This window comes from Luteipulveratus halotolerans (assembly GCF_001247745.1).
GTDB classification, from domain to species: domain Bacteria; phylum Actinomycetota; class Actinomycetes; order Actinomycetales; family Dermatophilaceae; genus Luteipulveratus; species Luteipulveratus halotolerans.
Genome location: NZ_LAIR01000002.1, coordinates 1428382 through 1452560 on the forward strand (window position 1 = coordinate 1428382; position 24179 = coordinate 1452560).

Here is a 24179-nt window from a genome sequence, read left to right on the forward strand (position 1 = left end):
CACGGACACACCGCGTCTGCTGGGGTGGAGGCATGGACGACGAGACACTCGACCAGCTGCTCACCGACCTCGCCTCGCCGGACCCCGTCGTCCGTGACGAGAAGGCCTACACCCAGCTCGCCCAGGCGATCAGCGACCGTGAGCTCACGCAGGACCAGCTGAAGCGCGTGGCGACAACTATGCGAGAACGCTTGCGCCACGACGAGATTCAGGCCCGGACGTTCGGGGCGCTCGTCCTCGCCGCGCTCGTCGAGGCGGGGGAGTGGGACGACGCGTGGTTCGTCGAGGTGCGCGACTGGTACCTGGCGGAGACCGACCTGCGCGGGTACGACGAGACGCTCGGCTGGCTGCACGCGGTCGCGCATGGTGCGGACTTCTTCGGCGAGAGCGCGGCGGCGGATCGAGTCCCAGGTGCCGACGTGCTTCAGGTGCTCGTCACGCGCTGCGTTACGCCCACCGAGTACGTCTGGCGCGAGCAGGAGGAGGTACGGCTCGCCGCAGCGTTCGCGATGGCTCTCACCGACCGACGTCTCGACAAGGACAGTGCTGTCGCCTGGTCGGCCGAGGTGGCTGCAGCTCTCGAGATCGACGTACCGTCGCCGCCGCCCTTCTGGAGCAACACCGTGCGCACGCTGCAAACGCTGTACGTCGGTCTCGACCACCAGGTGCTGCACAGCGGCGAACCCGTCGACATCAAGCACGTCGGCGCGATCCAGGAGGCGGTGGCGGCCACGATCCAACCGACCCAGCCATGGTTCTGGCGCGCATCGCGCACCGGCACCTGAGCGGGGGAGTGGGTCAGACCCACGAACCTCGTTGCTGCAGAACGTCTTTGAGCACATCAGCACGATCGGTGATGAGGCCGTCGACGCCGAGGTCGAGCAGACGGTGCACGTCGGCCCGGTCGTTGACGGTCCAGACATGCACCTGCACGCCGGCTGCGTGCGCGGCGGCCAGTGAGCGCTCGGTCACGACCGGGACGCCGGCGTGACGCTCGGGCACCTGCAGGCAGTCGACACCGCGCAGCACCGCTCTCACAGCGCCGGGTGCGCGGGACGTGACCGCCGCGACGAATGCCGCGGTCACGGACTGACCGGCCGAGGTGGCGACAGGCCGGGAGAGCCGGCGCAGCGCCGTACGCCGACGTCGGTCCGAGAACGACGTCACGCACACTCGGTCGTGGGCCCGATGCCTCTCGATGGTCTGGACGAGAGGGAGCACGGCGGGCTCGGCCTTGATGTCGATGTTGACACGCAGGTTGGGCCAGACCTCGAAGATCTCGTCGAGCGTCGGGATCGGCTCACGCCCGTCGATGAGCGCCGAGCGCAACCGGTGATGGGGCAGCGTGTGGATCGTGCCGTGACCGTTGGTGACACGGTCGAGCGTGCTGTCGTGGAAGGCGAGCAGCACCCGGTCGGCCGTGGCGTGCACGTCGGTCTCGACGTAGACGTACCCGAGATCGACGGCCGCCGCGAAGGCCACCATGGAGTTCTCCAACCCGTCGAGGGAGAACCCGCGGTGCGCCATCGCGACGGGGCCGTCGTACCTCAGGTACGGCGTACGAGCCATGACGGTGCGATCAGATGTCGCGGAACGTCTGGATGTTGGCGCCCAGCTTGTTGAGGCGGGTGTCGAGCTCTTCGTAACCGCGGTCGATCACGTAGATGTTGCGCAGCACCGAGACACCCGGCGCGGCGAGCATCGCGAGCAGGATGACCACGGCCGGACGCAGCGCCGGCGGGCTCATGACCTCGGCCGCACGCCAGCGGGTCGGACCCTCGATGAGCACGCGGTGCGGGTCCATCAGCTGCACCTTGGCGCCGAGAGCCGTGAGCTCGGTGAGGTAGATCGCGCGGTTCTCGTAGACCCAGTCGTGCAGGGTCGTCGAGCCCTCGGCGAACGCCGCGATGACCGCGAAGAACGGCAGGTTGTCGATGTTGAGACCCGGGAAGGGCATCGGGTGGATCTTGTCCTTGGGCGCCTGCAGCGGACCCGGGACCGTACGCAGGTCGACCAGGCGGGTGTGGCCGTTGGCCGAGACGTACTCCTCGCTGGTCTCGTACTTCATGCCCATGCTCTCGAGCAGGGTCAGCTCGATCTCCATGAACTCGATCGGCACGCGCTTGATGGTGATCTCGGACTCGGTGACCACGGCCGCGGCGACGAGAGTCATGGCCTCGATCGGGTCCTCGGACGGGTGGTACTCGACGTCCATGTTGATCTCCTTGACGCCGCGCACGGTCAGCGTCGTGGAGCCGATGCCCTCGACCTCGACCCCGAGCTTCTGGAGGAAGAAGCACAGGTCCTGGACCATGTAGTTGGGGCTGGCGTTGCGGATGATCGTGGTGCCCTCGTAGCGGGCGGCCGCGAACAGCGCGTTCTCGGTGACGGTGTCTCCGCGCTCGGTGAGGATGATCGGCCTGGTCGGGCGTACCGCGGCGTCGACCGTCGCGTGGTAGTAGCCGTGGGACGCGACCACACCGAGTCCGAAGGCCTGCAGCGCGTGCAGGTGCGGCTCCACCGTGCGCGAGCCGAGGTCGCAGCCGCCGGCGTTGGGCAGCTTGAACTCGTCGAACTCGTGCAGCAGCGGGCCGAGGAACATCAGGATCGTGCGGGTACGACGGGCGGCGGTCTCGTCCATCGCGTCGAGGTCGTAGCGCTCGGGAGGAGTGATCTCGAGGTCGCTGCTGTCGGGGAGCCAGCGGGTCTTCACGCCGATCGAGTTGAGCACCTCGGTGATGCGGTTGACCTCTTCGATGCGGGCCAGGTTGCGCAGCGTCGTCTTGCCCTTGTTGAGCAGCGAGGCGCACAGACATGCGACAGCGGCGTTCTTGCTGGTGCGGACGTCGATCTCGCCCGAGAGCTTGCGGCCGCCCTCGATGCGCAGGTTGAGGGGCGTGGAGGAGGCCACGGCGACGATCTCGGAGTCGAGCGCCTCGCTGATGCGGGCCAACGTCTCGAGACTGAGGTTCTGCTTGCCCTGCTCGATACGAGCGACGGCACTCTGGCTCGTCTGCAGTGCTTCGGCGAGCTCGGTCTGGGTGAGCTTGCGGTGGCGGCGCGCGTCGCGGATCAGCGTGCCGACTCGGACCAGGTAGTCATCGGTCATGCCTGCGAGTGTAGATCACATATGAGATATGACGAACCCCGCGACACGTGATGCGTGTCGCGGGGTTCGTCAGACGGGACGTGCTCAGGCGGGGACGGAGGCCGCGCCCTTCGGCAGGAACCGCTTGCCGGTGACCTTCTCGGAGATTCCGGTGCGGTCGAGCAGCGGCGTCACGCCGCCGTTCCAGAACGGGAAGCCCGCGCCGGTGATCATCGCCAGGTCGATGTCCATGGGCGCCTCGACGACACCCTCGTCGAGCATCCGGCGGGTCTCGTCGGCGAGGGCCTCGAGCGCACGCTCGCGGACCTGCTCTGCCGTGAGCTCCTTCGGCTCGGCCGGGGCCTCGAACAGGTCGAGGACCTTGGGGTCGGCCTGGCCGTCGGCGCCGTAGAAGCTCGGGATCCTCGCCTCGACGACCTTGGCCAGGTTGGGGGAGACGTAGAACCGCTCCGGGAACGCACCGTGCAGCGTCTCGCTGTTGTGCAGAGCGATCGCCGGGCCGACCAGCGAGATGAGCATGAACGGCGGCATCGGGGTGACGCCGGCGAACGCCTTCTCGACGGTCTCGAACGGCGTGCCCTCGTCGGCGATCTTGCCGGCCTCGCCCATGAATCGGCCGAGGAGACGGTTGACGACGAACGAGGGGCTGTTCTTGACCAGGATGCAGGTCTTCTTCAGGCCCTTGCCGGTCGCGAAAGCCGTTGCGAGAGTAGCGTCGTCGGTCTTGTCGCCGCGGATGATCTCCAGCAGCGGCATGATCGCGACCGGGTTGAAGAAGTGGAAGCCCACCACTCGCTCCGGGTGCTTGAGGTCCTCGGCCATCTCGGTGATCGACAGCGACGAGGTGTTGGTCGCGAGGATGCACTCCGCGCTGACGTACTCCTCGACCTCGGCGAAGACCTTCTTCTTGACGCCCATCTCCTCGAAGACGGCCTCGATGACGAAGTCGGCGTCGGCGAAGGTGTCCTTGGTGACCGAGCCGGAGACCAGGCCCTTCAGGCGGTTGGCCTTGTCCTGGCTGACGCGGCCCTTGAGCAGCAGCTTGTCGACCTCGTCGTGGACGTACTTCACGCCCTTGTCGACCCGCTCCTGGTCGAGGTCGGTGAGGACCACCGGCACCTCGAGGCGACGCGCGAACAGCAGCGCCATCTGGCTGGCCATCAGGCCGGCGCCGACGACTCCCACCTTGGTGACCTTGCGGGCCAGCGACTTGTCGGGCGCACCGGCCGGTCGCTTGGCGCGCTTCTGGACCAGGTCGAAGGAGTACAGGCCCGCGCGCAGCTCATCGGTCATGAGCAGGTCGGCGAGCGCGTTGTTCTCGGCCTCGAAGGCGTCCTTGCGCTCGGCGGTGCGGGCGTCCTTGACCAGGTCGAGAGCGCGGTACGGCGCGGGAGCCGCTCCGCCGACCTTGGCGTCGACCTGGCCGCGGGCGGCCTCGACGACGGCGTCCCACGTCTCGGCAGAGGTGTCGACCGGCGTGCGCTCGACCTTCTCCTCGCCTGCGATGACCTTGGCCGCAAAGGCGATCGAGTCCTCGAGGAACGTGACCGGCTCCAGGAGACGGTCGGCGACACCGAGCTCGAAGGCCTGCTTGCCGTTGATCATCTTGTTGTTGGCGAGCGGGTTGGCGACGATCAACGTCAGCGCCTTCTCGACACCGATCAGGTGCGGCAGCAGGTAGGTGCCGCCCCAACCCGGGACGAGGCCGAGGAAGCACTCGGGCGTGGCGTACGCCGGCACGTCCGTGGCGATGGTGCGGTAGTCGGCGTACAGCGCGATCTCGACGCCGCCGCCCATCGACGCGCCGTTGATGAACGCGAAGGTGGGCACCGACAGGTCGGAGATCTGCTGGAACGTGCGGTGACCCTGCTCGGCGATCTCCAGGGCCTGGTCGCGCGAGGCGATGGTCGGGATGCCGGTGAGGTCGGCGCCGACCGCGAAGATGAACGGCTTGCCGGTGATGCCGACGCCGACGATCTCCTTCGCGTCCGCGCGCTGGGCGAGGGTGTCGAGGACACCGGACAGCTCGGTGAGGCCCTGCGGACCGAACGAGTTGGGCTTGGTGTGGTCGAAACCGTTGTCGAGGGTGATCAGCGCGAACGTGCCCTGACCGCCCGGCAGCTGGACGTCCTGGACGCGGGCGTGAGTGACGACCTCGTCGTGGGTCTTGGTCTCGCTCATCAGGCGGCACCCTTCTCGTCGTTCTGCGTGCCCTTGTAGCCGGAGTAGTCGGCGTGGTGGGGGTTCTCCCAGATGACGGCGCCGCCCATGCCGATGCCGATGCACATCGCGGTGAGGCCGTAGCGGACCTCGGGGTGCTCGGCGAACTGGCGCGACAGCTGGGTCATCAGGCGGACGCCGGAGGAGGCCAGCGGGTGGCCGGTGGCGATCGCGCCGCCCCACGGGTTGACGCGTTCGTCGTCCTGGTCGATGCCGAAGTGGTCCAGGAACGCCAGCACCTGGACCGCGAAGGCCTCGTTGAGCTCGAACAGGCCGATGTCCTCGATGGTCAGACCCGCCTTGGCGAGAGCCTTCTCGGTGGCCGGGACCGGGCCGATGCCCATGACTTCGGGCTCGACGCCCACGAACGAGTAGCCGACCAGGCGCATGCCGACCGGCAGGCCGAGCTCCTGGGCGGACTCCTCGGAGGCGAGCAGGCAGGCGGTGGCGCCGTCGTTGAGGCCCGCGGCGTTGCCGGCGGTGACGTTGCCGTGCGGGCGGAACGACGTCTTGAGCTGGGCGAGGTCCTCGACCGTCGTGCCGGGGCGCGGCGGCTCGTCCTGCGTCGCGAGGCCGAAGCCCTTCTCGTCGTGACGCGTCGCCACGGGCACCAGGTCGGGCTGGATCTTGCCGTCGGCGTACGCCTTGGCCAGCTTGTTCTGGCTGCCGACCGCGAACTGGTCGCAGCGCTCCTTGGTGATCTCGGGGAACCGGTCGTGCAGGTTCTCTGCCGTCTGGCCCATGACCAGCGCCGAGGGGTCGACGAGCTTCTCGGAGATGATGCGCGGGTTGGGGTCGACGCCCTCGCCCATCGGGTGACGGCCCATGTGCTCGACGCCGCCGGCGATGGCGATGTCGTACGCACCGAACGCGATCGAGGACGCGGTGTTGGTGACCGCGGTCATCGCACCTGCGCACATGCGGTCGATGGAGTAGCCGGGCGTCGACTTCGGCAGACCGGCGAGCAGGCCGGCCACGCGGCCGAGGGTCAGGCCCTGGTCGCCGATCTGGGTGGTCGCTGCGATGGCGACCTCCTCGATCTTCTCCGGCGGCAGACCGGGCTGGCGCCGAAGGATCTCGCGGATGCACTTGATGACGAGGTCGTCGGCGCGGGTCTGGGCGTACATGCCCTTCTCGCCGGCCTTGCCGAACGGCGTACGGACGCCGTCGACGAAGACGACCTCAGAGAGCGTGCGGGGCACGATGCCTCCCGTAGGTGTGACGTAGTGGTCAGTCGCACTCTACGGCAGTTGTTACTGGTCAGTATCCGGGTGGTCGGAGATCGCCCTGACGATGAGCGGTGCCGCGAGCGAGACCTGCCAGGGCCGCGCCCCGAGCGCCGACAGCGCCTCGGCGACGGACTCACGGTCGGCGGGTGTCGGCGGCCGCCAGAGCACGCGCCGTAGGAAGTCGGGCGTGAGCAGGTTCTCGACAGGGATCTGCTCACGCTCACTGAACGCGGTCAGCTCGTCGCGCACCTGCTGCAGGCGTGCGGACGCGACCGGGTCACGGTCGGCCCAGGCGCGCTGCGGCGGGGGAGCGTCGCTGCGCACCGTGGCCGGCGGCAGGTCTGCGTCAGCGAGGTCGTTGACCCGGCGTACGGCGTCCAGCCAGTCGCGCTGGTAGCGCGCGATCGACCGGTGCGGCGGTCGAGCCTTGCCGCGGCGGCTGGTGCCCGCCTTGCTGTCGGCGGTGGCCGCGGTGAGCGCGGCCGGTGTCGTCGGGGCGCGCACGGCGATCTCGACGAGTACGGCGTCGGGCAGGACCCGGCCAGGTGAGATGTCGCGCTTGCGGGCGATGTCGTCGCGGGTCTGCCACAGCTCGCGGACGCGCGCGACCGCTCGCCGGTCACGCACCTTGTGCATGCCGGAGGTACGCCGCCACGGGTCGGTGCGCACGGGAGGCCCGGTGAAGGAGGTCAGCGCCTCGAACTCCTCCAGCGCCCAGGGCAGCTTGCCCTGCTGCTCGAGGTCGGCCCGAAGGCGGTTGCGGACCTCGACCAGCACCTCGACGTCGAGCGCTGCGTAGGTCAGCCAGGGTTCGGGCAGGGGCCGTGTGGACCAGTCGACGGCCGAGTGCTCCTTGGCGAGGCTGATGCCGAGGTAGTGCTCGATCACGGCGGCCAGGCCGACGCGCGGCAGCCCGGCGAGCCGCGAGCCGAGCTCGGTGTCGAACAGCGCGCTCGGGCGCAGACCGACCTCGGCCAGGCAGGGGAGGTCCTGGGTGGCGGCGTGCAGCACCCACTCGGCGTCGCCGATCGCGTCCTGGATCGGCCCGAGGTCAGGGCAGGCGATCGGGTCGATCAACCAGGAGCCGGAGCCCTCGCGCCTGATCTGGACGAGGTAGGCGCGGCTGCCGTAGCGGTAGCCGGAGGCGCGCTCGGCGTCGAGCGCGACCGGTCCCGTACCGGCTCCGATCGCCGCGGCCGCCTCGAGGAGCCGACGTTCGTCCTCGACGATGTCGGGCACGCCGTCGGCGGGTGCCTCCAGGACCGGGTAGGTCGGGGTCTCCGCCGGCGCGTCGTCGCGGCCGGCGCTCTCGACATCGGTCATCGGCGCTGACCGGGAAGGGCGACCACGCCGTCGGGGAGGGGCTCCAGGCCGGCGACGGTGCACAGCAGCGCACCCCAGGCCTGGAGGTGACGGGTCAGGTCGTCGTCGACCGGGGTCCAGGACGCGCGGATCTCCATCTCGACGGATGGTTCGCGCTCTTCCAGGCCGGCGAAGCTCTCGGACACCACGCGGGTGACCGTACCGGCGTCGGCGACGTAGTGCGCGTCGGCGGCCTGCAGGGAGTCGGTCAACCAGCTCCAGCCGACGCCGCCCAGCATGGGGTCGGTCGCCGTCTCGGGCTCGAGCTCGGCCCGGGCGAACGTGACGATCCGCCACGTGCCCTCCCACGGCTCGGGCCCTGCCGGGTCGTGCAGGATCACGAAGCGGCCGGAGGCTAGCTCCTCGTCAGCGTCTTGGGCGGAGTGCACCTCTGCCTCGAGCGCGAGGGCGTACGGCGCGATGCGGCTCGGGGCTGGGACCTCGGTGATGCGCACCTCAGGTCTCAGCCGTACGGCGGAGAGCGCTCGGACGGCCGCGTCGAACTCGGCGGTGGCCTCGCCGGAGATCATGCGGTTCACTCGAGACAGCGTAAGTCGCAGGAGTGGGGCGGGCGGGCAGGCTCGCCGTCGGGTTCGGGCTAGCGTTCACCGGTGATCACCCTGCTCGCCCTCGCCTCCAGCGCGGTCTGGGGCACCTCCGACTTCGCGGGCGGACTGCTGTCGCGCCGCATCGCGGCCGTCCGGGTCGTCGCGTTCTCCCAGATCGGCGGACTCGCCGTGATCACCGCGGTGCTCGGGCTGTCGTTGACGCTCGGCGACCGGCCGGACGGACTCGGCTGGCTTGCGCCGGGCCTGGCGTCGGGGATGGTCGGCGCACTCGGTCTGACCGCCTTCTACGCCGCTCTGGCGTCCGGGACGATGGGCATCGTCTCGCCGATCGCCGCTCTCGGGGCTGCCGTGCCCGTTGTCCTCGGTGTGCTCGGCGGCGACCGGCTCGGCGGCCTGGTCCTGATCGGCATGGCGCTGGCGATCACTGGCGCGGCCCTGGCCTCGGGCCCGGAGCTCACGGGGAGCGCACCCCGCCGTCCAGTCGCACTCGCTGTGGTCGCTGCCGTGTCGTTCGGCCTGTCGCTCTACCTGCTCGACCGTGCGTCGGCGTACGACGTCGTGGCGGGTCTGTGGGCGATGCGGGTGGGGAGCGTGGCGTTGCTGCTCCTCGTGCTGGGCGCACTGATGCGTCGGGGCGGGCTGCGCGAGGGGCGTGCCTCGCGTGCGGACCTGCCGGCGCTGCTGCTGCTCGGAACAGGTGACCTCGTCGCGAACGCGCTGTTCGGGGTCGCTACGACCCGTGGCTACGTCAGCGTTGCGTCGGTGCTGGGTTCGCTGTACCCCGTCGCGACGCTGCTGTGGGCGCGCTACCTGCTCGGTGAGCGCATGCGCCCGGTGCAGGCGGTCGGTGTCGGGCTCGCCGTCGTCGGCGTGGTCCTCACGGCCTCCTGACCGGACACCGCGGGCCGCGACCTACCATCGACGCCGTGACCTCGACCGATCCGCGCGACAGCGCTCTTGTCCGTGCCGCCCGCGGCCAGACCGTTCCCCACACGCCGGTGTGGTTCATGCGGCAGGCCGGTCGCTCGCTGCCGGAGTACCACAAGGTGCGTGACGGCATCCCGATGCTGCAGGCCTGCCGGACGCCTGAGCTGGTCACCGAGATCACGCTGCAGCCCGTACGCCGGCACGGTGTGGACGCCGCGGTGTTCTACAGCGACATCGTGGTGCCGCTCGAGGCGGTCGGAATCGACCTCGACCTTGTACCGGGGGTGGGGCCGGTCATCGCCCAGCCCGTCCGCACCCGGCAGGACCTGGAGCGCATCCCCGAGCTGGAGCCCTCGCACGTCCCGTTCATCACGCAGGCCGTCTCGATGCTCGTGCGCGAGCTGGGGGGCACACCGCTCATCGGCTTCGCCGGAGCGCCGTTCACGCTCGCGTCCTACCTCGTCGAGGGTGGTCCGTCGCGCAACCACGAGCACACCAAGGCGCTGATGCACGGCGACCCGCAGCTGTGGCACGACCTGTGCGCCCGGCTGGCTCAGATCTCCGGGGCGTTCCTGCGGGTGCAGGCCGAGGCCGGAGCCTCGGTGGTCCAGCTGTTCGACTCGTGGGCCGGCGCCCTGTCGCTCGCCGACTACGAAGCGCTCGTACAGCCGCACTCGGCCGCGGCGCTCGCCGCCGTGGCCGACCTCGACGTGCCGCGCATCCACTTCGGTGTCGGCACCGGTGAGCTGCTGCCTGCGATGGGCGCTGCAGGTGCCGAGGTCGTCGGCGTCGACTTCAGGGTGCCGCTGGACGAGGCCGTCCGCCGGACGGAGGGCCATTACGCCCTGCAGGGCAACCTCGACCCGGCACTGCTGTTCGCTCCGTGGGAGCCGCTGTCGCAGGCGGTCGACCGGGTGCTGGAGTCGGGGCGTTCAGCACCCGGCCACATCTTCAACCTGGGGCACGGCGTGCTGCCCAGCACCGACCCGGACGTCCTCACCCGAGTCGTCGAACGCGTGCACGAGCGTTCGGCGTCCTGAACGAGCACGCTCGACCTGCGCGGGGTCGAGCCGCACGGTGCACCACGGCAGGAACAGCTGGACCAGGGGCCCGATGAGGACGGCGTACAGGACCGTGCCGACGCCGACGACACCACCGAGCAGCCATCCGACGGCGAGCACCGTCAGCTCCAGCGACGTTCGGACGAGACGCAGGCTCAGCCCCGTACGCGCGTGCAGGCCGGTCATCAGACCGTCGCGCGGCCCGGGGCCGAGCTGGCTGCCGATGTAGAGCGCTCCACCGATCGCGTTGACCACGATCGCGGCGACCATGAGCGTGGTGCGTGCCCACTGGGCGTCCGGTGCGGTGATGACGCCGAGCGCTGCATCGGTGGCGACGCCGATCCAGACCGCGTTGGCCACGGTCCCGAGCCCGGGCCACTGCCGCAACGGGATCCACAGCAGCAGCACCGCGAAGCCGACGATGATCACGAGGGTGCCCATCGACAGGCCGGTGTGCTCGACCAGACCGATGTGCAGCACGTCCCACGGGTCGAGGCCGAGCGTGGCGCGCACCATCATCGCCATCGCGACGCCGTAGAGCGTGAGCCCGATCATCAGCTGGGTCAGCCGCCGAGGCAGCCTGCCCGCGCGCAGCTGCTCGCCCGGGGTGAGGGAGACGAGGTCGGATCGGCGTGACATGCCTCCAGCGTGACGCCCAAGTGGCCTTGCAAACAAGGTCCACTTGGCGGACAGTGGCCTGATGAGCGCACCTCGGGTCAGTGCCGCACGACTGGTCACCCAGCTCGGGCCGCCGGCCGCCGCGGGGCCGGCGTACCTGTGGCTCGCTGACTCCATCCGACTGCTGGTCAGCGACGGCCGGCTGCTGCACGGGACCCGGCTCCCGAGCGAGCGCGATCTCGTGGTGGCCACAGGGCTGAGCCGCACGACGGTCGCGCGTGCGTACGCCGAGCTGCGCGACCGCGGCTATGTCACCGCGCGCCGGGGTTCGGGCACTCTGGTCCAGGTGCCCGGCGGGCCCGTGCAGGGCGGGGCCGAGCCGACCGTGGTCGATGACCTCGACGGCCCGGCCGACGACGTCATCGACCTGCGCAGTGCCGCCCCGACCGGCCGGCCCGGGATCGCAGCGGCGTACGAGCGCGCGGTCGAGCAGCTCGGCGCCTACACCGCCGGCGCGGGGTACTTCCCTCTCGGAACCCCCGTCCTGCGGGGCGCGGTCGCCCGCCGCTACGCGGCGCGTGGGGTGCCGACCGATCCCGGTCAGGTGATCGTCACCACGGGTTCGCTGTCGGCGCTCGCTGCCGTGTTCCGGGCGCTGCTGACGCGGGGCGACCGAGCGCTGCTGGAGAGCCCGACCTACCCCGGCGCGCTCGCGAGCCTGCGGCATGAGGGCGCGAGGCTCGTGCCGGTGCCGACCGCCAGCGGCGCGAGCGACCTGGACGCCGTGGCCGAGAGGGCTGCCGCGACCAGCCCGCGCGTGATGCTGGCCATGCCCGACTTCCACAACCCGACCGGCACCTTGCTGGAGGAGGACGAGCGCGAGCGGCTGGCCGCGACCTGGGCCGCGCACGGCGTCGTCGGTGTGGTCGACGAGACCGTCAGCGAGCTGTGGCTCGACGCGCGGCCGGGGGTGCGGCCGATGGCGGCGCACGCACCCAGAGCGGTCACGGTCGGGGGAGTGAGCAAGTCGCACTGGGGCGGACTGCGGATCGGCTGGATCCGTGCGCCGCACGACCTGGTCGGTGCGATCGCTCGCGCCCGCGCGTCCTTCGACCTCGGGGCGCCGGTGCTCGAACAGCTCGTGGTCGCCGACCTCCTCGACCGCGAACCCACCCTCGATGCTGCGCGCCGCCGCGAGCTGCGGGAGCGGCGCAACGAGGTGATCGGCGCCGTCCGGGCTCATCTGCCGTCATGGGAGACGCGGACGCCGCCTGGTGGCCTGTCCGTCTGGTGGCGGCTGCCGAGCCCCCGGTCATCGGCCCTGGCGACCGCGGCCGAACGTGAGCGCGTCCTGCTGGCCCCGGGGTCGGCGTTCGCGGTTGAAGGGCACGGCCTGGAGCACTGGGTCCGTACGCCGTTCGCGCTCGACGCGGAGACGCTGGCCGTCGCCGTACCGCGCATCGCGGCGGCCTGGCTGTCCGTGTCCGACCGCGCTGTCGTCGGACGAACAGCCTGACCAGAGTTGCCAGGAATGGCCGCGGCTGAGTCAAGGATTGACCAAGAAGCGCCGTCCTCCCGGTGGACACGGCCAGGCTGACCCCGAGGGGCGGGGACCCGTCCCCGTGTCCCGGAGGGAGTCACGCAGATGACCACGATCGATCGGCGCACGTTCTTGACCGGTACGGCAGCCACCGCGGGGATCGCGGGTCTCGGCCTCGCGTCGGCCGCACCCGCACATGCGCAGACCTGGACGATCCTCAACCACGACTACCAGGTCCAGGAGACGGGCTACTGGTGCGGCCCGGCCGCCACCCGGATCGCCCTCAGCTGCCGCGGCGTCTACCAGTCCCAGGCGAGCCTGGCGTCCCAGCTCGGCACGACCACCAACGGTACGGACTACATCGGTCAGGTGACGGGTGTCCTCGCCAACCACGTCGGGTGGTACGAGACCAAGAACATGCCGAACGACCCACCCACGCAGGCGCAGAAGGACCTGCTGTGGAACGACATCTCGTACAACATCGACCGCGGGTACGCCCTGGTCGCCAACATCGTCGCCCCGCCGGGCAACCAGCCGCCCGGATACCCGTCGAACCAGACGATCTACCACTACTTCACGATCATCGGGTACAACCGCGACCCCGCCTGGAGGCAGGCGTACATCGCCGATCCCGCGAACTTCGGCGGAAACAACCACTACTGGTTGTGGTTCGACCAGCTGGCGAGCCTCATCCCGCCGAAGGGCTACTCGGCCTGATCCGCCGGAACGGCGTGCTCGCGCCCGCGTGACCCTGCGGTCAGGACGGGCGGTCGCCGGTGAGACGCTGACCGGCATGGCACACGTCGTCGTCGTCGGGGCAGGCATCACCGGGCTCGCGGCGGCGTGGCACCTCATCACGCGCGGCGATCACCAGGTGACCGTGCTCGAGGGCAGCGGCCAGGTGGGTGGACGGCTGCGGTCAGCCGAGCTGGCCGGCGTACGCATCGACGTCGGCGCCGAGTCGATGCTCGCGCGTCGCCCGGAGGCGGTCGACCTGCTCGGCGAGCTCGGAGCCGAGGCCGTCCACCCGGCCCCCGTCGGAGCTGCTCTGTGGAGCCGCGGACGGCTGTCGCCGCTGCCCCGGGGGACACTCATGGGCGTGCCGGCTCGGCCCGAAGCGGCAGGCTCGGTGCTCGACGCCGACGAGATCGAGCGGGCCGTCGCCGAGCGACCTGTCGCCGTCGACGGTGACATCTCGGTCGGCGACCTCGTCGAGCGCGCGGTCGGTCCGGCTGTGGTCGACCAACTCGTCGAGCCGCTCCTGGGCGGGGTCTACGCCGGCCATGCCCGTCGGCTCTCGGCCGCGGCGTGCGTCCCCGCGCTGCTCGACGCCGTGCGCGACGGCGGTTCCCTCACGGCCGCCGCGGCTCGAGCGGCCGAACGCGCTGCGGCGGGCGCGCGCCAGGGCCCTGCCGCGCCGGTGTTCGCCGGTCTGCGAGGTGGCGTCTCGCGCCTGCCCGACCTGCTCGAGGAGCAGCTCGTGGCGCGGGGTGCGACGGTGCGGACCGGAGTGACCGTGCGCGAGCTGCAGCGCACCGCGACCGGCTGGCGACTCGTCACCGGGCCGGTGCCGCAGCCCGAGGCACTCGAGGCGGATGCGGTCATCGTGACCACGCCGGCGCGTGCGGCGGCACGTCTCGTCGGCGAGGTCGTTCCCCATGCCTCCGGGCTGCTCGCCGACGTCGAGTACGCCTCCATGGCGATCGTGTCGATGGCGTTCCCGGTCGACGAGATGCCTTGGGCGCCCACGGATTCCGGGTTCTTGGTCCCACCGGTCGATGGCCACGTCATCAAGGCGGCGACGTTCAGCAGCGTGAAGTGGCCCTGGCTCGCCGACCGGGCACGCGGCCTGCTCGTGCTGCGGGTGTCGATGGGACGCCACGGCGAGGAAGCCGTCCTGCAGCGCGACGACGCCGAGCTGGTCGACCTCGGTCGTGCTGACCTGCAGGCCGCCCTCGGGCAGCAGCTCCCGCGCGCGGTGGACGCCCACGTCCAACGCTGGGGCGGTGCCCTCCCGCAGTACGCCGTCGGGCACCTCGACCGGGTGGACTCGATCGCGACGGCCGTCGCCGGCGTACCAGGCCTGGAGCTCGCCGGTGCGGCCTACGACGGGGTCGGGATCCCGGCCTGCATCGCCTCAGGGCGCGCCGCTGCGGACCGAGCGCTCACCCACCTGAACGTCGTACGACAGCGCGTCGGAGAATGAACGCATGACGCAGGACAACCCCAGGGCAGAGGCACTCCGACCGGGTGCGAAGAAGATCAACGAGATCAACGACAGCATCCGCTACACGATGTACTCGGTCTTCCGCTGCGCGCGTGAGCTGCCGCAGGACCGTGCCGCCCTGCTCCAGGAGGCCGAGGCCTTTCTCGCCGGACTGCCCGACGAGGGTGTCGTCGTGCGGGGGGTGTACGACGTGGGCGGCCTGCGCGCCGACGCCGACCTGATGATCTGGTGGCACGCCGAGCGCGTCGAGTCGCTGCAGGCGGCGTACCGCGCGTTCCTCGCGACCGAGCTGGGACGCACGCTCGACCCGTTCTGGTCCAACGTGGCCCTGCACCGTCCGGCCGAGTTCAACCGGTCGCACATCCCGGCGTTCCTCGCCGAGGAGCGCACCCGCAACTACGTGTGCGTCTACCCGTTCGTGCGCTCCTACGACTGGTACCTCCTGCCCGACGAGGAGCGCCGCACGATGCTGAAGGACCACGGCGTCGCCGCCCGCGACTACCCCGACGTGCGCGCCAACACGGTCGCGTCGTTCGCGCTCGGTGACTACGAGTGGATCCTGGCGTTCGAGGCGGACGAGCTGGACCGCATCGTCGACCTGATGCGCGACCTGCGTGCGACCGAGGCGCGACGGCACGTGCGCGAGGAGGTGCCGTTCTTCACCGGCCCCCGCGTCGAGCTCGCGGACCTGGTCGGGCGCCTTCGCTGACGAGCGGCGCGCATTCCCGTACACCGTGTCGTGACCGCGCAGAGCGCGTAGGGTCATCGCTCGTGGAGCGCCCTGACGCCGGACTCGGCAACCTGCTGGTGTCGCCGGCCTTCGCCGACGCGCGGCCGCAGCCAGTGACGCGGCCGACGACGTGGACGAGCTGCGAGCACTGCTCCACCGCGTCGACACCAAGAAGTTCGGCGCCGGCGACCTGAGCGCGCACCCTCCAAGGGTCGAGGTCGACATGGCCTGCTCGATCGTGACCGCCCGGGTCGAAGAGCTCGAGCGCGACCCGGACGGCTGCCGTCTGGAGACCTTGTCGGTGGTCGAGAGCAGTCGACTCCAGGTGGTCATCGCTGCGCTGGAGTACTTCGCACTCGAGCACGACGTGATCCCCGACAGCCGTCCGACGGGCCACGTCGACGACATGACGATCGTGCACTGGGCCATCGGGATGGTGCAGCGGCAGCTGCCCGTCCAGCCGCAGAGCGCGCCGCCGGCCGATCAGCCCTGAGGCGTGTCGGTGAGGCGCAGGCTCACCGAGTTGATGCAGTAGCGCTGATCAGTGGGGGTGTCGTAGCCCTCACCCTCGAAGACGTGGCCCAGGTGCGATCCGCAGGACGCGCACCGCACCTCGGTACGGACCATGCCCATCGAGCGGTCCTCGATGAGCTCGACGTTGTCGCCCTCGGCCGGCGCGTAGAACGACGGCCACCCGCAGTGGCTGTGGAACTTGGTGTCGCTGCGGAACAGCTCGGCGCCACACGCCCGGCAGCTGTAGACGCCTTCGGTCTCGGTGTCGGTGTACTCACCCGTGAACGCCCGTTCGGTGCCGGCCTGCCGCAGGACGGCGTACTCCTGCGGCGAGAGCTGCTCGCGCCACTCCTGGTCGGTCTTGGCCACGGGGTAGGAACGCTGCTCGGTCATGTCTGAACTCCTCACGTCACCACTCACAACACCACGGGCCGGGCGGTCGTTCCCGCCCGGCCCGTGGAGCCGCTCATCCTGCCCGTACGCCGGTCAGCGTCCGCCCCGGATCTGCAGACGGACGACCTGCGGGTCGTGGTCGGAGTCCTGGTCGTGGAACTCGGAGTTGGTGTGGACGATGTCGTAGTCGTACGCCGGGCCGGGTGAGCCGGCGGGAGCCTTGAGCAGCGCCGGGCTGATGAGGATGTGGTCGAGCACCTGGCTGTTGCCGTCGTAGACGTAGGTGTAGCGCTCGCTCGGCGCCACGGTGCGCGGAAGGTCGGTCATGCGGGTCGAGCCCGACCCGACGAGCACGTCGGTCGTGCGGCTGAACTCGAAGTCGTTGATGTCGCCGAGCACCACGACGTTGGCCTGCGCGTCAGCCGCGAGCAGCTTGTCGACGAACCCGCGCACCGCGGCGGCCTGCTGGTGGCGCTGCGACTCGGAGAACCGAGTGGGCTGCTGCCAGCGCCCGAACAGCGGGTCGTCACCACCCTTGGAGGCGAAGTGGTTGGCCACGACGAAGACCGGCTTCCCGCGGAACAGGAACTGGCCGACGAGCGGCTTGCGAGACGTGGTCCACGCCGGGTTGCCGGGGTCGATGCGTCCGGGCGAGGCGGACAGCGTGGTGGCCGTGCCGGTGCCGACGACCTGGGTCGCCGTGGTCGCGTCACCGCCCGGCTTGTCGACGAACGTGACGTCGCGGTCGGGGCGGTAGAGGAAGACCTGACGGATGTTGCCGCCCGGCTGTCCGCCGTCCTTGTCGTTCTCGGGGTTGATCCAGCGCGCCGCGTATGCCGGGCCGCCGGCCGCCTTGACCGCGGCGATCAGCTTGTCGGTGGTCGCCGTCGAGTCGACGACGCCGTCGTCCGCCGCGCCGCTGTTGTCCTGGATCTCCTCCAGCGCGAGCACGTCGGGGGAGGCGAGGTTGTGGGTGATCTGGCCGGCGAGCCGCTCGTACTTGGTGGCCGGGTCGCTCGGGGCGAGGTTCTCGACGTTGAAGGTCGCGACGGCGAGCTGGTTGTTGCTCTGCGGTGACGTGGTCTCCCGCTGCAGGCCGGCGGACGCGGCCTTCGGCTGGCTCGTGAGCAGCAGCTTGAAGTTGCCGAAGCCGTAGTCCATGACGCCGACGCTGTCACCGGGCAGCGTGTCACCGGTGTCGACCACCGGCATCGCACCCCGGGGGAGCAGGGGGTCGTCGAGGATGACGCGCTGGGAGTTGGGCTGGTCGTACCCGCCGTAGACGACGCCGCCGGTGCGGCTGCGCTGCGCGGTCACCTGCTGTCCCGGCACGACCGGCAGCTCGCCGTAGGAGGTGTTGGTCGGGCCGACCGCGGTGGCGTCACGCACGCCGACCCGCATGCCTTCGAGCGACTCGTCGAAGTCGATGGCGTTCGTGGCGGGGTCGAACGTGTGGGTGGTCTTCTCGACCGAGCCCGGGTCATCGGTCGTGACAGCCTGCTGCGGTGCGACGCGGTCGACGCCGAGGACGACCGGTGTGGGCAGCGGGTTGCCGGTCGAGGTCGTCTCGGTGGTTGGGGAAGCGATCTCGGTGGTGGTGAGGTTGTCGTTGCCGCCCGATCCGCCGGGGCGGAACTCGGTGACGGTGCCGGCGACGGTGACAGCGTCACCGGGTCCGACCTTCGGCGCACCGCCGGTGTAGACGAAGACGCCCTCGCTGGTGGCGGGGTCGCTGTCGGGCGCCGTGGACTGGATCCAGTACCCGTTGCTCGTGACGGCGGTGACGATGCCCTGGACGTTCTTGACCTTCTGGCCGTTGAGCGGTGACAGGTGAGCTGCGCCCTGCACCTGCGCGACTGTGGCATCGACGCCTGCGGGCGGGGGCGGGGTGTCGGTGCAGTCGACGACCGCGGTCGAGGAGTTCTGGGGCGCCGGGGCTCCGGTGGCGAAGTCGCCGGCGTTGTTGTCGGTGTCGACGCACGGGTTGGTGCGCGCGACCGAGGTGGTGTTGGTGGTCGCCGGGGCGGCTGCACCCTCGTACGCCGACGCGCTGCCGTAGCCGATCAGGTCGACCACCTCACCGGCCGGGTTGACGACCGCGACCCGGCCTGCGCTGGAGGACATCGCGATCGTGCCGGTGGCGTCCGGGGTCGGCAGGGGAGTGGCCGAGGTGTTGGCGCCGTCGGCCTCCTTGACCAGGTAGCGACCGCCGGCGGGCACGGTGCCCGACAGGGCGGTCGTCTGCGGGGTCGTGCCGGAGGCCGACCAGTACTGCACGCTCCAGCCGGTCAGGTCGACCGGCTGCGAGCCCCGGTTGAAGATCTCGACGAAGTCCGAGCGGAGCGTCGCGCCGGAGTTGCCTCCACCGCCGTACACCTCGCCGACGACGAGGTTGGGCGAGACGGCGTGCGCGGGGGTGAGCGCGAGGCCGGCCAGGCCGAGGGACGAGGCAGCGACGGTGGCCGCGAGCCGGCGGCGGGGAGAGTGCGTCATGAGCACCTGCTGGGAAGGGTCGGATCCGGACGAGGTGACTCTAGGGCCGCGCCCCTGCTGCCGGTGGCGCGTGCGGGACTCCGTTGGAGAACTGTTCACCTGCGCCATCCCACGTCGTGACTTGCGGACATCCGTCGGCGGTCGTCACTACAGTCCAGGCATGAGCCCAGCGAAGGCAGAGGTCCTCGAGGTTCCGGGTCCCGACGGCGTCCGCGAGGTGCGCATCTCCAGCCCCGACCGGGTGCTGTGGCCGGACGACGGCATCACCAAGATCGACCTCGCCCGGTACGTCGCCTCGGTCGCCGAGCCGTTCCTGCGCGCCAACGCTGACAGACCCGTTGCGCTGCAACGGTTCCCGACCGGCATCGACGGCGAGGAGTTCTTCTCCAAGAACCCGCCCCGAGGCGTCCCCGCCTACACCCGTACGACGATGTGCACCTACCCGTCGGGCCGTCGCCACCCGCAGCTGGTCATCGACGAGATCGCCTCGGCCGTGTGGATGGTGCAGATGAACACCATCACCTTCCACCCGTGGCCGATGCGCAGCGACGACAACGACAACCCCGACGAGCTGCGCATCGACCTCGACCCGCAGCCGGGCCGCGCGTTCGCAGACGTCGTGGAGGCGGCGTACGGGCTGAAGGACGTCCTCGAGGAGATCGGCCTCACGCCCTGGGTCAAGACCAGTGGCAACCGCGGTGTCCACGTCTACGCCCGCATCCGGCGCACGCACGAGATCCTCGATGTGCGGCACGGAGTCATCGGCATCGCGCGCGAGCTCGAGCGTCGACTGCCCGATCTCGTGACGACGGCCTGGTGGAAGGAGGAGCGTGGCGAGCGGATCTTCGTCGACTTCAACCAGATGTGCCGTGACCGGACGATCGCAGCCGCGTACTCCGCACGTCCGCTGCCCGGTGCCCCGGTCTCGATGCCGGTCCCGTGGTCGGCACTGCGTGATGTGGCTGTCAGCGACTTCACGGTGCGCACGGCACCGGATCACCTGCAGGCCGAGGGCGACGCATGGGCCGGCATGGACGACGCAGCCGGCGACGTCGCCGCGGCGATCGCCTTGTGGGACAAGGACGTTGAGGAGCGTGGCCTCGGCGAGATGCCGTTCCCGCCCGACTACCCCAAGATGCCCGGCGAGCCCCGCCGGGTGCAGCCGAGCAAGAAGCGCCACGACCTGCCCGACCCGCAGGACCGGTGACCTCGAGGTGGACGACCTGACGATCCGACCCATGACCCAGGACCGCTGGGACGACCTGGTGGCACTGTTCGGGAAACGTGGTGACGCCGCGTGGTGCTGGTGCCAGTTCTTCGCCTCACGGTCGTTGACCCGCGACCGGGTCGCCAACCAGGAGGCACTGCGCGCTCAGGTCGCCGCCTCACCCCGACCGCTCGGAGTGCTCGCGTACGGCGGTGGACAACCGATCGGCTGGCTGGCCGTCGGGCCCCTGGGCTCCTACGAACGACTCATCTCGAGCGCCGCGCTGGCCGACGTCCGTGACCGGCCGGTCAGCGAGAAGGTCTGGCGCACAACATGTTTCGTCGTCAAGGTCGGCCGTCGACGCCGGGGTGTCACAGCAGCCCTGCTGGGCGCTGCGGTCGATCTCGCGCGCGAGCACGGTGCGACGACCGTCGAAGGCCACCCGGTCGACGTCGACTCCCGCTCGGGCTCGGTGGCGAGCGGCGAGCTGTTCCACGGCGCGCTGTCGACGTTCATCGCCGCGGGCTTCACCGAGATCGGCCGTACGAGCCCCGCGCGTCCGGTGATGGAGCTCGTGCTGTGATCGGCGCCGCGTCGGCGTACCTGCCGGCACCGCCGATGATCTGGATCGGTGGGATGCACGGCGCCGGCAAGACCACGATCGCCGACCGCATCGCTCGACGCTACGACCTGCCGTGCCAGCACATCGATGCGTTCACCTACGCACATCTGCCGTTGATGAGCCCTCTCGAGCCGCTCGACGACCAGCTCGCCCTCGGCACCGATCACGCCGTCGAGGTGTGGCATCGCGTGTGCGCAGAGCGAATTCCCCTGGTGATCAACGACATTCGTGATCGCACGGCCGGAGATGTGCCTGTCGTGGTCGAGGGCCCACAGCTGTCGCCTGCCGGTGCGGCGTCCTACGGCGTCCCCGGTGCGGTGTGGCTGGTCGCGGGTGCGGCCCGTACGGCACGCGTACGACGTGACCGGGCCGCAGCCGCGAACGACGCGGCCGGTCAGGCGCGGGCGGAGCGTCTGGCGCAGCGGGACGCCGCGGTGCTCCGCAGGCTGCGGGCCTCGCTCGAAGCCACCGGCCGTCCCCGCATCGAGGTCGACGACCGACCCGACTGGGACGCCGTCCACGACGAGGTCGTCGGCGCGCTCGGTACGGTGCTGCAGAAGGCCCGCCGCCTCGAGCAGGGCGGGCCGCTGCGTGCCCAACGCGCCTACGAGAACACCGCGCTCGTGCAGCAGGGCCTGCTGTGGCGGGAGGCCGCAGGCATCGCGGTGCTGCCGTCGGTCGAGTTCGCCTGCGAGTGCGGTCGTTCCGGCTGCGCCGGCACCCGGCGTGGCACTCCCGAGGGCTACCAGCGAGCGTCCGCGCGTGGACCCGTGCTCGCCGAAGGGCACGTCGCACTGTGACGGCCCGCAGCGAACGCCCATCGGGAGCAGACCGACCGGAGATCGTCTGCATCTGCGGCTCGGCCCGGTTCGCACGCGAGATGCGGGCCGCCCACCGCGACCTGACCTTCGCCGGCGTCATCGCCCTCGCGCCCGGCGAGGCCGACGGTCCGGTCACCGACGATCAGAAGGCCGTGCTGGACGCGCTCCACCTGAGCAAGATCGACCTCGCCGACCGGGTCCTGGTCGTCAACCCCGGCGGCTATGTCGGCGAGTCCACTCGCAGGGAGATCGCCCACGCCCGTGCCCACGGTAAGCCGGTCTCGTTCACGGATCCCGCCTGGTCCGCACCGCCTGCCCGTCTAGCTGTTGCGGCGCATGAGGTTGGTGACACGGCCGGGTAGCTAAGGGCGGGCAGGTCCCTGCGGCGACAGGATGAAGGTGTCAAGCCGTTCATCACGTCGAGTCAGCCGAAGGAACCTGCCCTATGCCCCACAGTAAAGCCGCCCTGTCGTTCGAAGGACGTCGTCGCCTGGTGCGCCGGTGCCAGCACCGCCCGATCGCGCACGTCGCAGCGGAGGCCGCGGTCTCGCGGCAGTGCTTGTCGAAGTGGTACGCCCGGTGGCGTGAGCACGGCGACGAAGGGTTGCACGACCGGACCAGCCGGCCCCGCCGTTCCCCGACCGCCACACCGCCGCAGGTGGTGGAACAGGTCATCGCGTTGCGCAAACGCAAGTGGTCCGCGCGGCGGATCCATCTGGAGCTGAGCGCCCAGGGCGTCAGGATCGCGGTGTGCACGATCAGCCGGATCCTGGTCCGGCACGGACTGAACCGGCTGCGGCACCTGGACGTTGACGGGGAACCGTTGCGGGCGCCGGGAAAGATCACTGCCCGGTACCCCGGGCACATGACCCACCTGGACGTGAAGAAGGTCGGGCGCATCCCCGACGGCGGCGGGTGGCGGGTGCACGGTCGCGGGTCGGCCCAGGCCAAGGCCGCCGACCGGGCCAAGACCCGTGGCGCCCGCACCGGGTACACCTACCTGCACTCCGCCCTCGACGGGTTCTCCCGGCTGGCCTACACCGAAGCCCACGACGACGAGAAGGCCGTCACCGCGATCGGGTTCTTGTTCCGTGCCCGGGTGTTCTTCGCCGCGCACGGCATCACCCGCTTCACCCGGATCGTGACTGACAACGGGTCCTGCTACCGCGCCAGTGCGTTCACCCGGGCCGTGCACTCCTTCGCGGCCAAGCATCAGCGGATCAAGGCGTTCACGCCCAAGCACAACGGCAAGGTCGAGCGCTACCAGCAGACCTACACCCACGAGGTCCTCTACGCCGCCGCGTACGAGTCCGAGCAGCAGCGTCGCGACCAGCTCCAGGTGTGGCAGGTCCACTACAACTACCATCGCCCCCACACCGCCGCGGGCGATCAGCCGCCGGCCTCACGACTGCCAGCCGGCGTCACCAACCTCATGCTCAGTTACATCTAGCGTGCCCCGAGCACCGCGTCGAGGTCGTACGACGGTGCGCGTTCGACCTGGTCGATCAGGCAGGACTCGGGTTCGCGGTCGGGTCGCCAGCGCAGGAAGCCGGCGGCGTGCCTGAACCGGCTGCCTTCGAGCTGGTCGAACTTCACCTCGACGACGCGTTCGGGACTCAGCCGCACGAAGGACACGTCCTTGCTCCCGCTGAACCGGGAACGCTCGGTCTCGCCCGTGAGCGCGCCACCGTCGTCGTCGCGGACGACGAGGTCGGCGAGCTCGTCGATCAGCTCACGGCGGCGGGCCATCGTGAACGCCGAAGCGCCCCCGACCGGGATCAGCCGGCCGTCCGAGGAGAACATCCCGAGCAGCAACGACCCGACACCCTCACCGCTCTTGTGGATGCGGTAGCCGAAGACCACGGCGTCGGCCGTACGAGAGTGCTTGATCTTGAGCATGGTGCGCTTGCCCGGCTCGTACGCGCCGTCGAGCGGCTTGGCGACGACGCCGTCCAGACCGGCACCTTCGAACCGGGTGAACCAGTCGGTGGCGAGGTCGGGGTCATCGGTCACCCGGGTCAGGTGGAACGGCGTTGCGGAGGTCCTGCCGTCGAGCGCGGCGACCAGTCGGGCGCGTCGATCGCGGAACGGCTGGTCGAGCAGGCTGTCGTCGTCGAGCGCGAGCGCGTCGAAGAAGATCACCTCGGCCGGTGTCTCGGCGGAGAGCTTCGCGACCCGTGAGGCGGCTGGGTGGATGCGCTGGCTGAGCGCTTCCCAGTCGAGCCGCTGAGCGCCCTGGTCGCCCGACCGTACGACGATCTCGCCGTCCAGCGCGCACCGCTGCGGCAGGTGCGCGCGCACCGCCTCGACCACCTCGGGGAAGTAGCGCGTGAGCGGCTTGGACCCGCGGGACGCGAGCTCGACGTCGTCGCCGTCGCGCAGCACGAGCACCCGGAAGCCGTCCCACTTCGGCTCGTACGACAGCCCGCCCTCGACCGAGTCGGCGGCGGGTACGCCCTTCACCGCCTTGGCCAGCATGGGCGTGATCGGGAGGTCGATCGGGAGGTCCATGCGCCCATCATGACCACTCGGACGGAC

23 protein-coding genes are annotated in these 24179 nt (G+C 70.6%); 13 read left to right on the plus strand and 10 right to left on the minus strand.

Annotated features, from left to right (window positions below; genetic code table 11):
- The first annotated feature begins 32 nt into the window (after positions 1-32).
- Positions 33-785 (plus strand): DUF2785 domain-containing protein, encoded by a 753-nt coding sequence (locus VV01_RS07375; RefSeq protein ID WP_050669326.1) that lies wholly within the window; start codon positions 33-35, stop codon positions 783-785.
- Between the two features lie 13 nt (positions 786-798).
- Here VV01_RS07375 and VV01_RS07380 read toward each other — a convergent pair whose 3' ends face one another.
- From VV01_RS07380 to VV01_RS07405, 6 genes are all read right to left on the minus strand, one after another.
- Positions 799-1569, minus strand: a complete 771-nt coding sequence (locus VV01_RS07380; RefSeq protein WP_050669327.1) for a glycerophosphodiester phosphodiesterase — start codon at positions 1567-1569, stop codon at positions 799-801.
- 10 nt (positions 1570-1579) lie between these two features.
- Entirely contained in the window at positions 1580-3109 is a 1530-nt protein-coding gene (locus VV01_RS07385) for a helix-turn-helix domain-containing protein (protein WP_050669328.1), read from the minus strand.
- An 84-nt stretch (positions 3110-3193) separates the two neighbouring features.
- Positions 3194-5290 carry a 3-hydroxyacyl-CoA dehydrogenase NAD-binding domain-containing protein gene (locus tag VV01_RS07390; protein ID WP_050669329.1) on the minus strand — a complete coding sequence of 699 codons (2097 nt, stop codon included), beginning with the start codon at positions 5288-5290 and terminating at the stop codon, positions 3194-3196.
- Positions 5290-6531, minus strand: coding sequence for a thiolase family protein (locus VV01_RS07395; RefSeq protein ID WP_050669330.1), 1242 nt, complete (start codon positions 6529-6531; stop codon positions 5290-5292). The genes VV01_RS07390 and VV01_RS07395 overlap by 1 nt, the downstream gene beginning before the upstream one ends.
- 51 nt (positions 6532-6582) lie before the next feature.
- Positions 6583-7881: an HRDC domain-containing protein gene (locus VV01_RS07400; RefSeq protein WP_050669331.1), complete on the minus strand. Its 1299-nt coding sequence runs from the start codon at positions 7879-7881 to the stop codon at positions 6583-6585.
- Complete coding sequence (locus VV01_RS07405) at positions 7878-8450, minus strand: DUF3000 domain-containing protein (RefSeq protein ID WP_050669332.1); 573 nt, start codon at positions 8448-8450, stop codon at positions 7878-7880. The genes VV01_RS07400 and VV01_RS07405 overlap by 4 nt, the downstream gene beginning before the upstream one ends.
- A gap of 81 nt (positions 8451-8531) precedes the next feature.
- Between VV01_RS07405 and VV01_RS07410 the strand changes: the two genes are divergently transcribed.
- Complete coding sequence (locus tag VV01_RS07410) at positions 8532-9380, plus strand: DMT family transporter (protein ID WP_050669333.1); 849 nt, start codon at positions 8532-8534, stop codon at positions 9378-9380.
- A 35-nt stretch (positions 9381-9415) separates the two neighbouring features.
- Entirely contained in the window at positions 9416-10456 is a 1041-nt protein-coding gene (gene hemE / locus VV01_RS07415) for a uroporphyrinogen decarboxylase (protein WP_050669334.1), read from the plus strand.
- Here the strand turns inward: hemE and yczE are convergent.
- On the minus strand, positions 10349-11116 hold the full coding sequence (gene yczE, locus VV01_RS22260) for a membrane protein YczE (RefSeq protein WP_231635180.1): 768 nt from the start codon (positions 11114-11116) through the stop codon (positions 10349-10351). The genes hemE and yczE overlap by 108 nt on opposite strands.
- A 61-nt stretch (positions 11117-11177) precedes the next feature.
- Here yczE and yczR point away from each other — a divergent pair, with 61 nt between their 5' ends.
- The 5 genes from yczR (at position 11178) to VV01_RS07445 (ending at position 16085) form a co-directional block, all read left to right on the plus strand.
- Complete coding sequence (gene yczR, locus VV01_RS07425; protein WP_050669336.1) at positions 11178-12611, plus strand: MocR-like transcription factor YczR; 1434 nt, start codon at positions 11178-11180, stop codon at positions 12609-12611.
- A 129-nt stretch (positions 12612-12740) separates the two neighbouring features.
- Complete coding sequence (locus VV01_RS07430) at positions 12741-13352, plus strand: C39 family peptidase (protein ID WP_050669337.1); 612 nt, start codon at positions 12741-12743, stop codon at positions 13350-13352.
- Positions 13353-13428: 76 nt separating this feature from the next.
- On the plus strand, positions 13429-14841 hold the full coding sequence (gene hemG, locus VV01_RS07435; RefSeq protein WP_050671789.1) for a protoporphyrinogen oxidase: 1413 nt from the start codon (positions 13429-13431) through the stop codon (positions 14839-14841).
- A 4-nt stretch (positions 14842-14845) separates the two neighbouring features.
- Complete coding sequence (gene hemQ / locus VV01_RS07440; RefSeq protein ID WP_050669338.1) at positions 14846-15571, plus strand: hydrogen peroxide-dependent heme synthase; 726 nt, start codon at positions 14846-14848, stop codon at positions 15569-15571.
- Positions 15572-15722: 151 nt separating this feature from the next.
- Positions 15723-16085, plus strand: a complete 363-nt coding sequence (locus VV01_RS07445) for a YkvA family protein (protein WP_050669339.1) — start codon at positions 15723-15725, stop codon at positions 16083-16085.
- Here VV01_RS07445 and msrB read toward each other — a convergent pair.
- Together msrB and VV01_RS07455 are read right to left on the minus strand one after the other, a co-directional pair.
- Complete coding sequence (msrB, locus tag VV01_RS07450; RefSeq protein WP_050669340.1) at positions 16076-16498, minus strand: peptide-methionine (R)-S-oxide reductase MsrB; 423 nt, start codon at positions 16496-16498, stop codon at positions 16076-16078. The genes VV01_RS07445 and msrB overlap by 10 nt on opposite strands.
- A gap of 93 nt (positions 16499-16591) precedes the next feature.
- Positions 16592-18991, minus strand: coding sequence for a lamin tail domain-containing protein (locus VV01_RS07455; protein WP_050669341.1), 2400 nt, complete (start codon positions 18989-18991; stop codon positions 16592-16594).
- A gap of 160 nt (positions 18992-19151) precedes the next feature.
- Here VV01_RS07455 and ligD point away from each other — a divergent pair, with 160 nt between their 5' ends.
- The 5 genes from ligD to VV01_RS07480 all read left to right on the plus strand — a co-directional run bounded on the left by ligD (position 19152) and on the right by VV01_RS07480 (position 23091).
- Positions 19152-20198, plus strand: coding sequence for a non-homologous end-joining DNA ligase (ligD, locus tag VV01_RS07460; RefSeq protein ID WP_050669342.1), 1047 nt, complete (start codon positions 19152-19154; stop codon positions 20196-20198).
- Positions 20199-20229: 31 nt separating this feature from the next.
- Positions 20230-20781 carry a GNAT family N-acetyltransferase gene (locus VV01_RS07465; RefSeq protein ID WP_071606528.1) on the plus strand — a complete coding sequence of 184 codons (552 nt, stop codon included), beginning with the start codon at positions 20230-20232 and terminating at the stop codon, positions 20779-20781.
- Positions 20778-21620 (plus strand): hypothetical protein, encoded by an 843-nt coding sequence (locus VV01_RS07470; RefSeq protein ID WP_082220871.1) that lies wholly within the window; start codon positions 20778-20780, stop codon positions 21618-21620. Before VV01_RS07465 ends, VV01_RS07470 begins: the two co-directional genes overlap by 4 nt.
- Positions 21617-22003 carry a hypothetical protein gene (locus tag VV01_RS07475; protein ID WP_456237223.1) on the plus strand — a complete coding sequence of 129 codons (387 nt, stop codon included), beginning with the start codon at positions 21617-21619 and terminating at the stop codon, positions 22001-22003. The genes VV01_RS07470 and VV01_RS07475 overlap by 4 nt, the downstream gene beginning before the upstream one ends.
- An 83-nt stretch (positions 22004-22086) precedes the next feature.
- Entirely contained in the window at positions 22087-23091 is a 1005-nt protein-coding gene (locus VV01_RS07480; protein WP_050668506.1) for an IS481 family transposase, read from the plus strand.
- On the opposite strand, the gene VV01_RS07485 is transcribed toward VV01_RS07480, so the two are convergent.
- Complete coding sequence (locus tag VV01_RS07485) at positions 23088-24152, minus strand: ATP-dependent DNA ligase (RefSeq protein ID WP_050669344.1); 1065 nt, start codon at positions 24150-24152, stop codon at positions 23088-23090. The two genes, VV01_RS07480 and VV01_RS07485, sit on opposite strands and share 4 nt — an antisense overlap.
- Positions 24153-24179 lie beyond the last annotated feature (27 nt).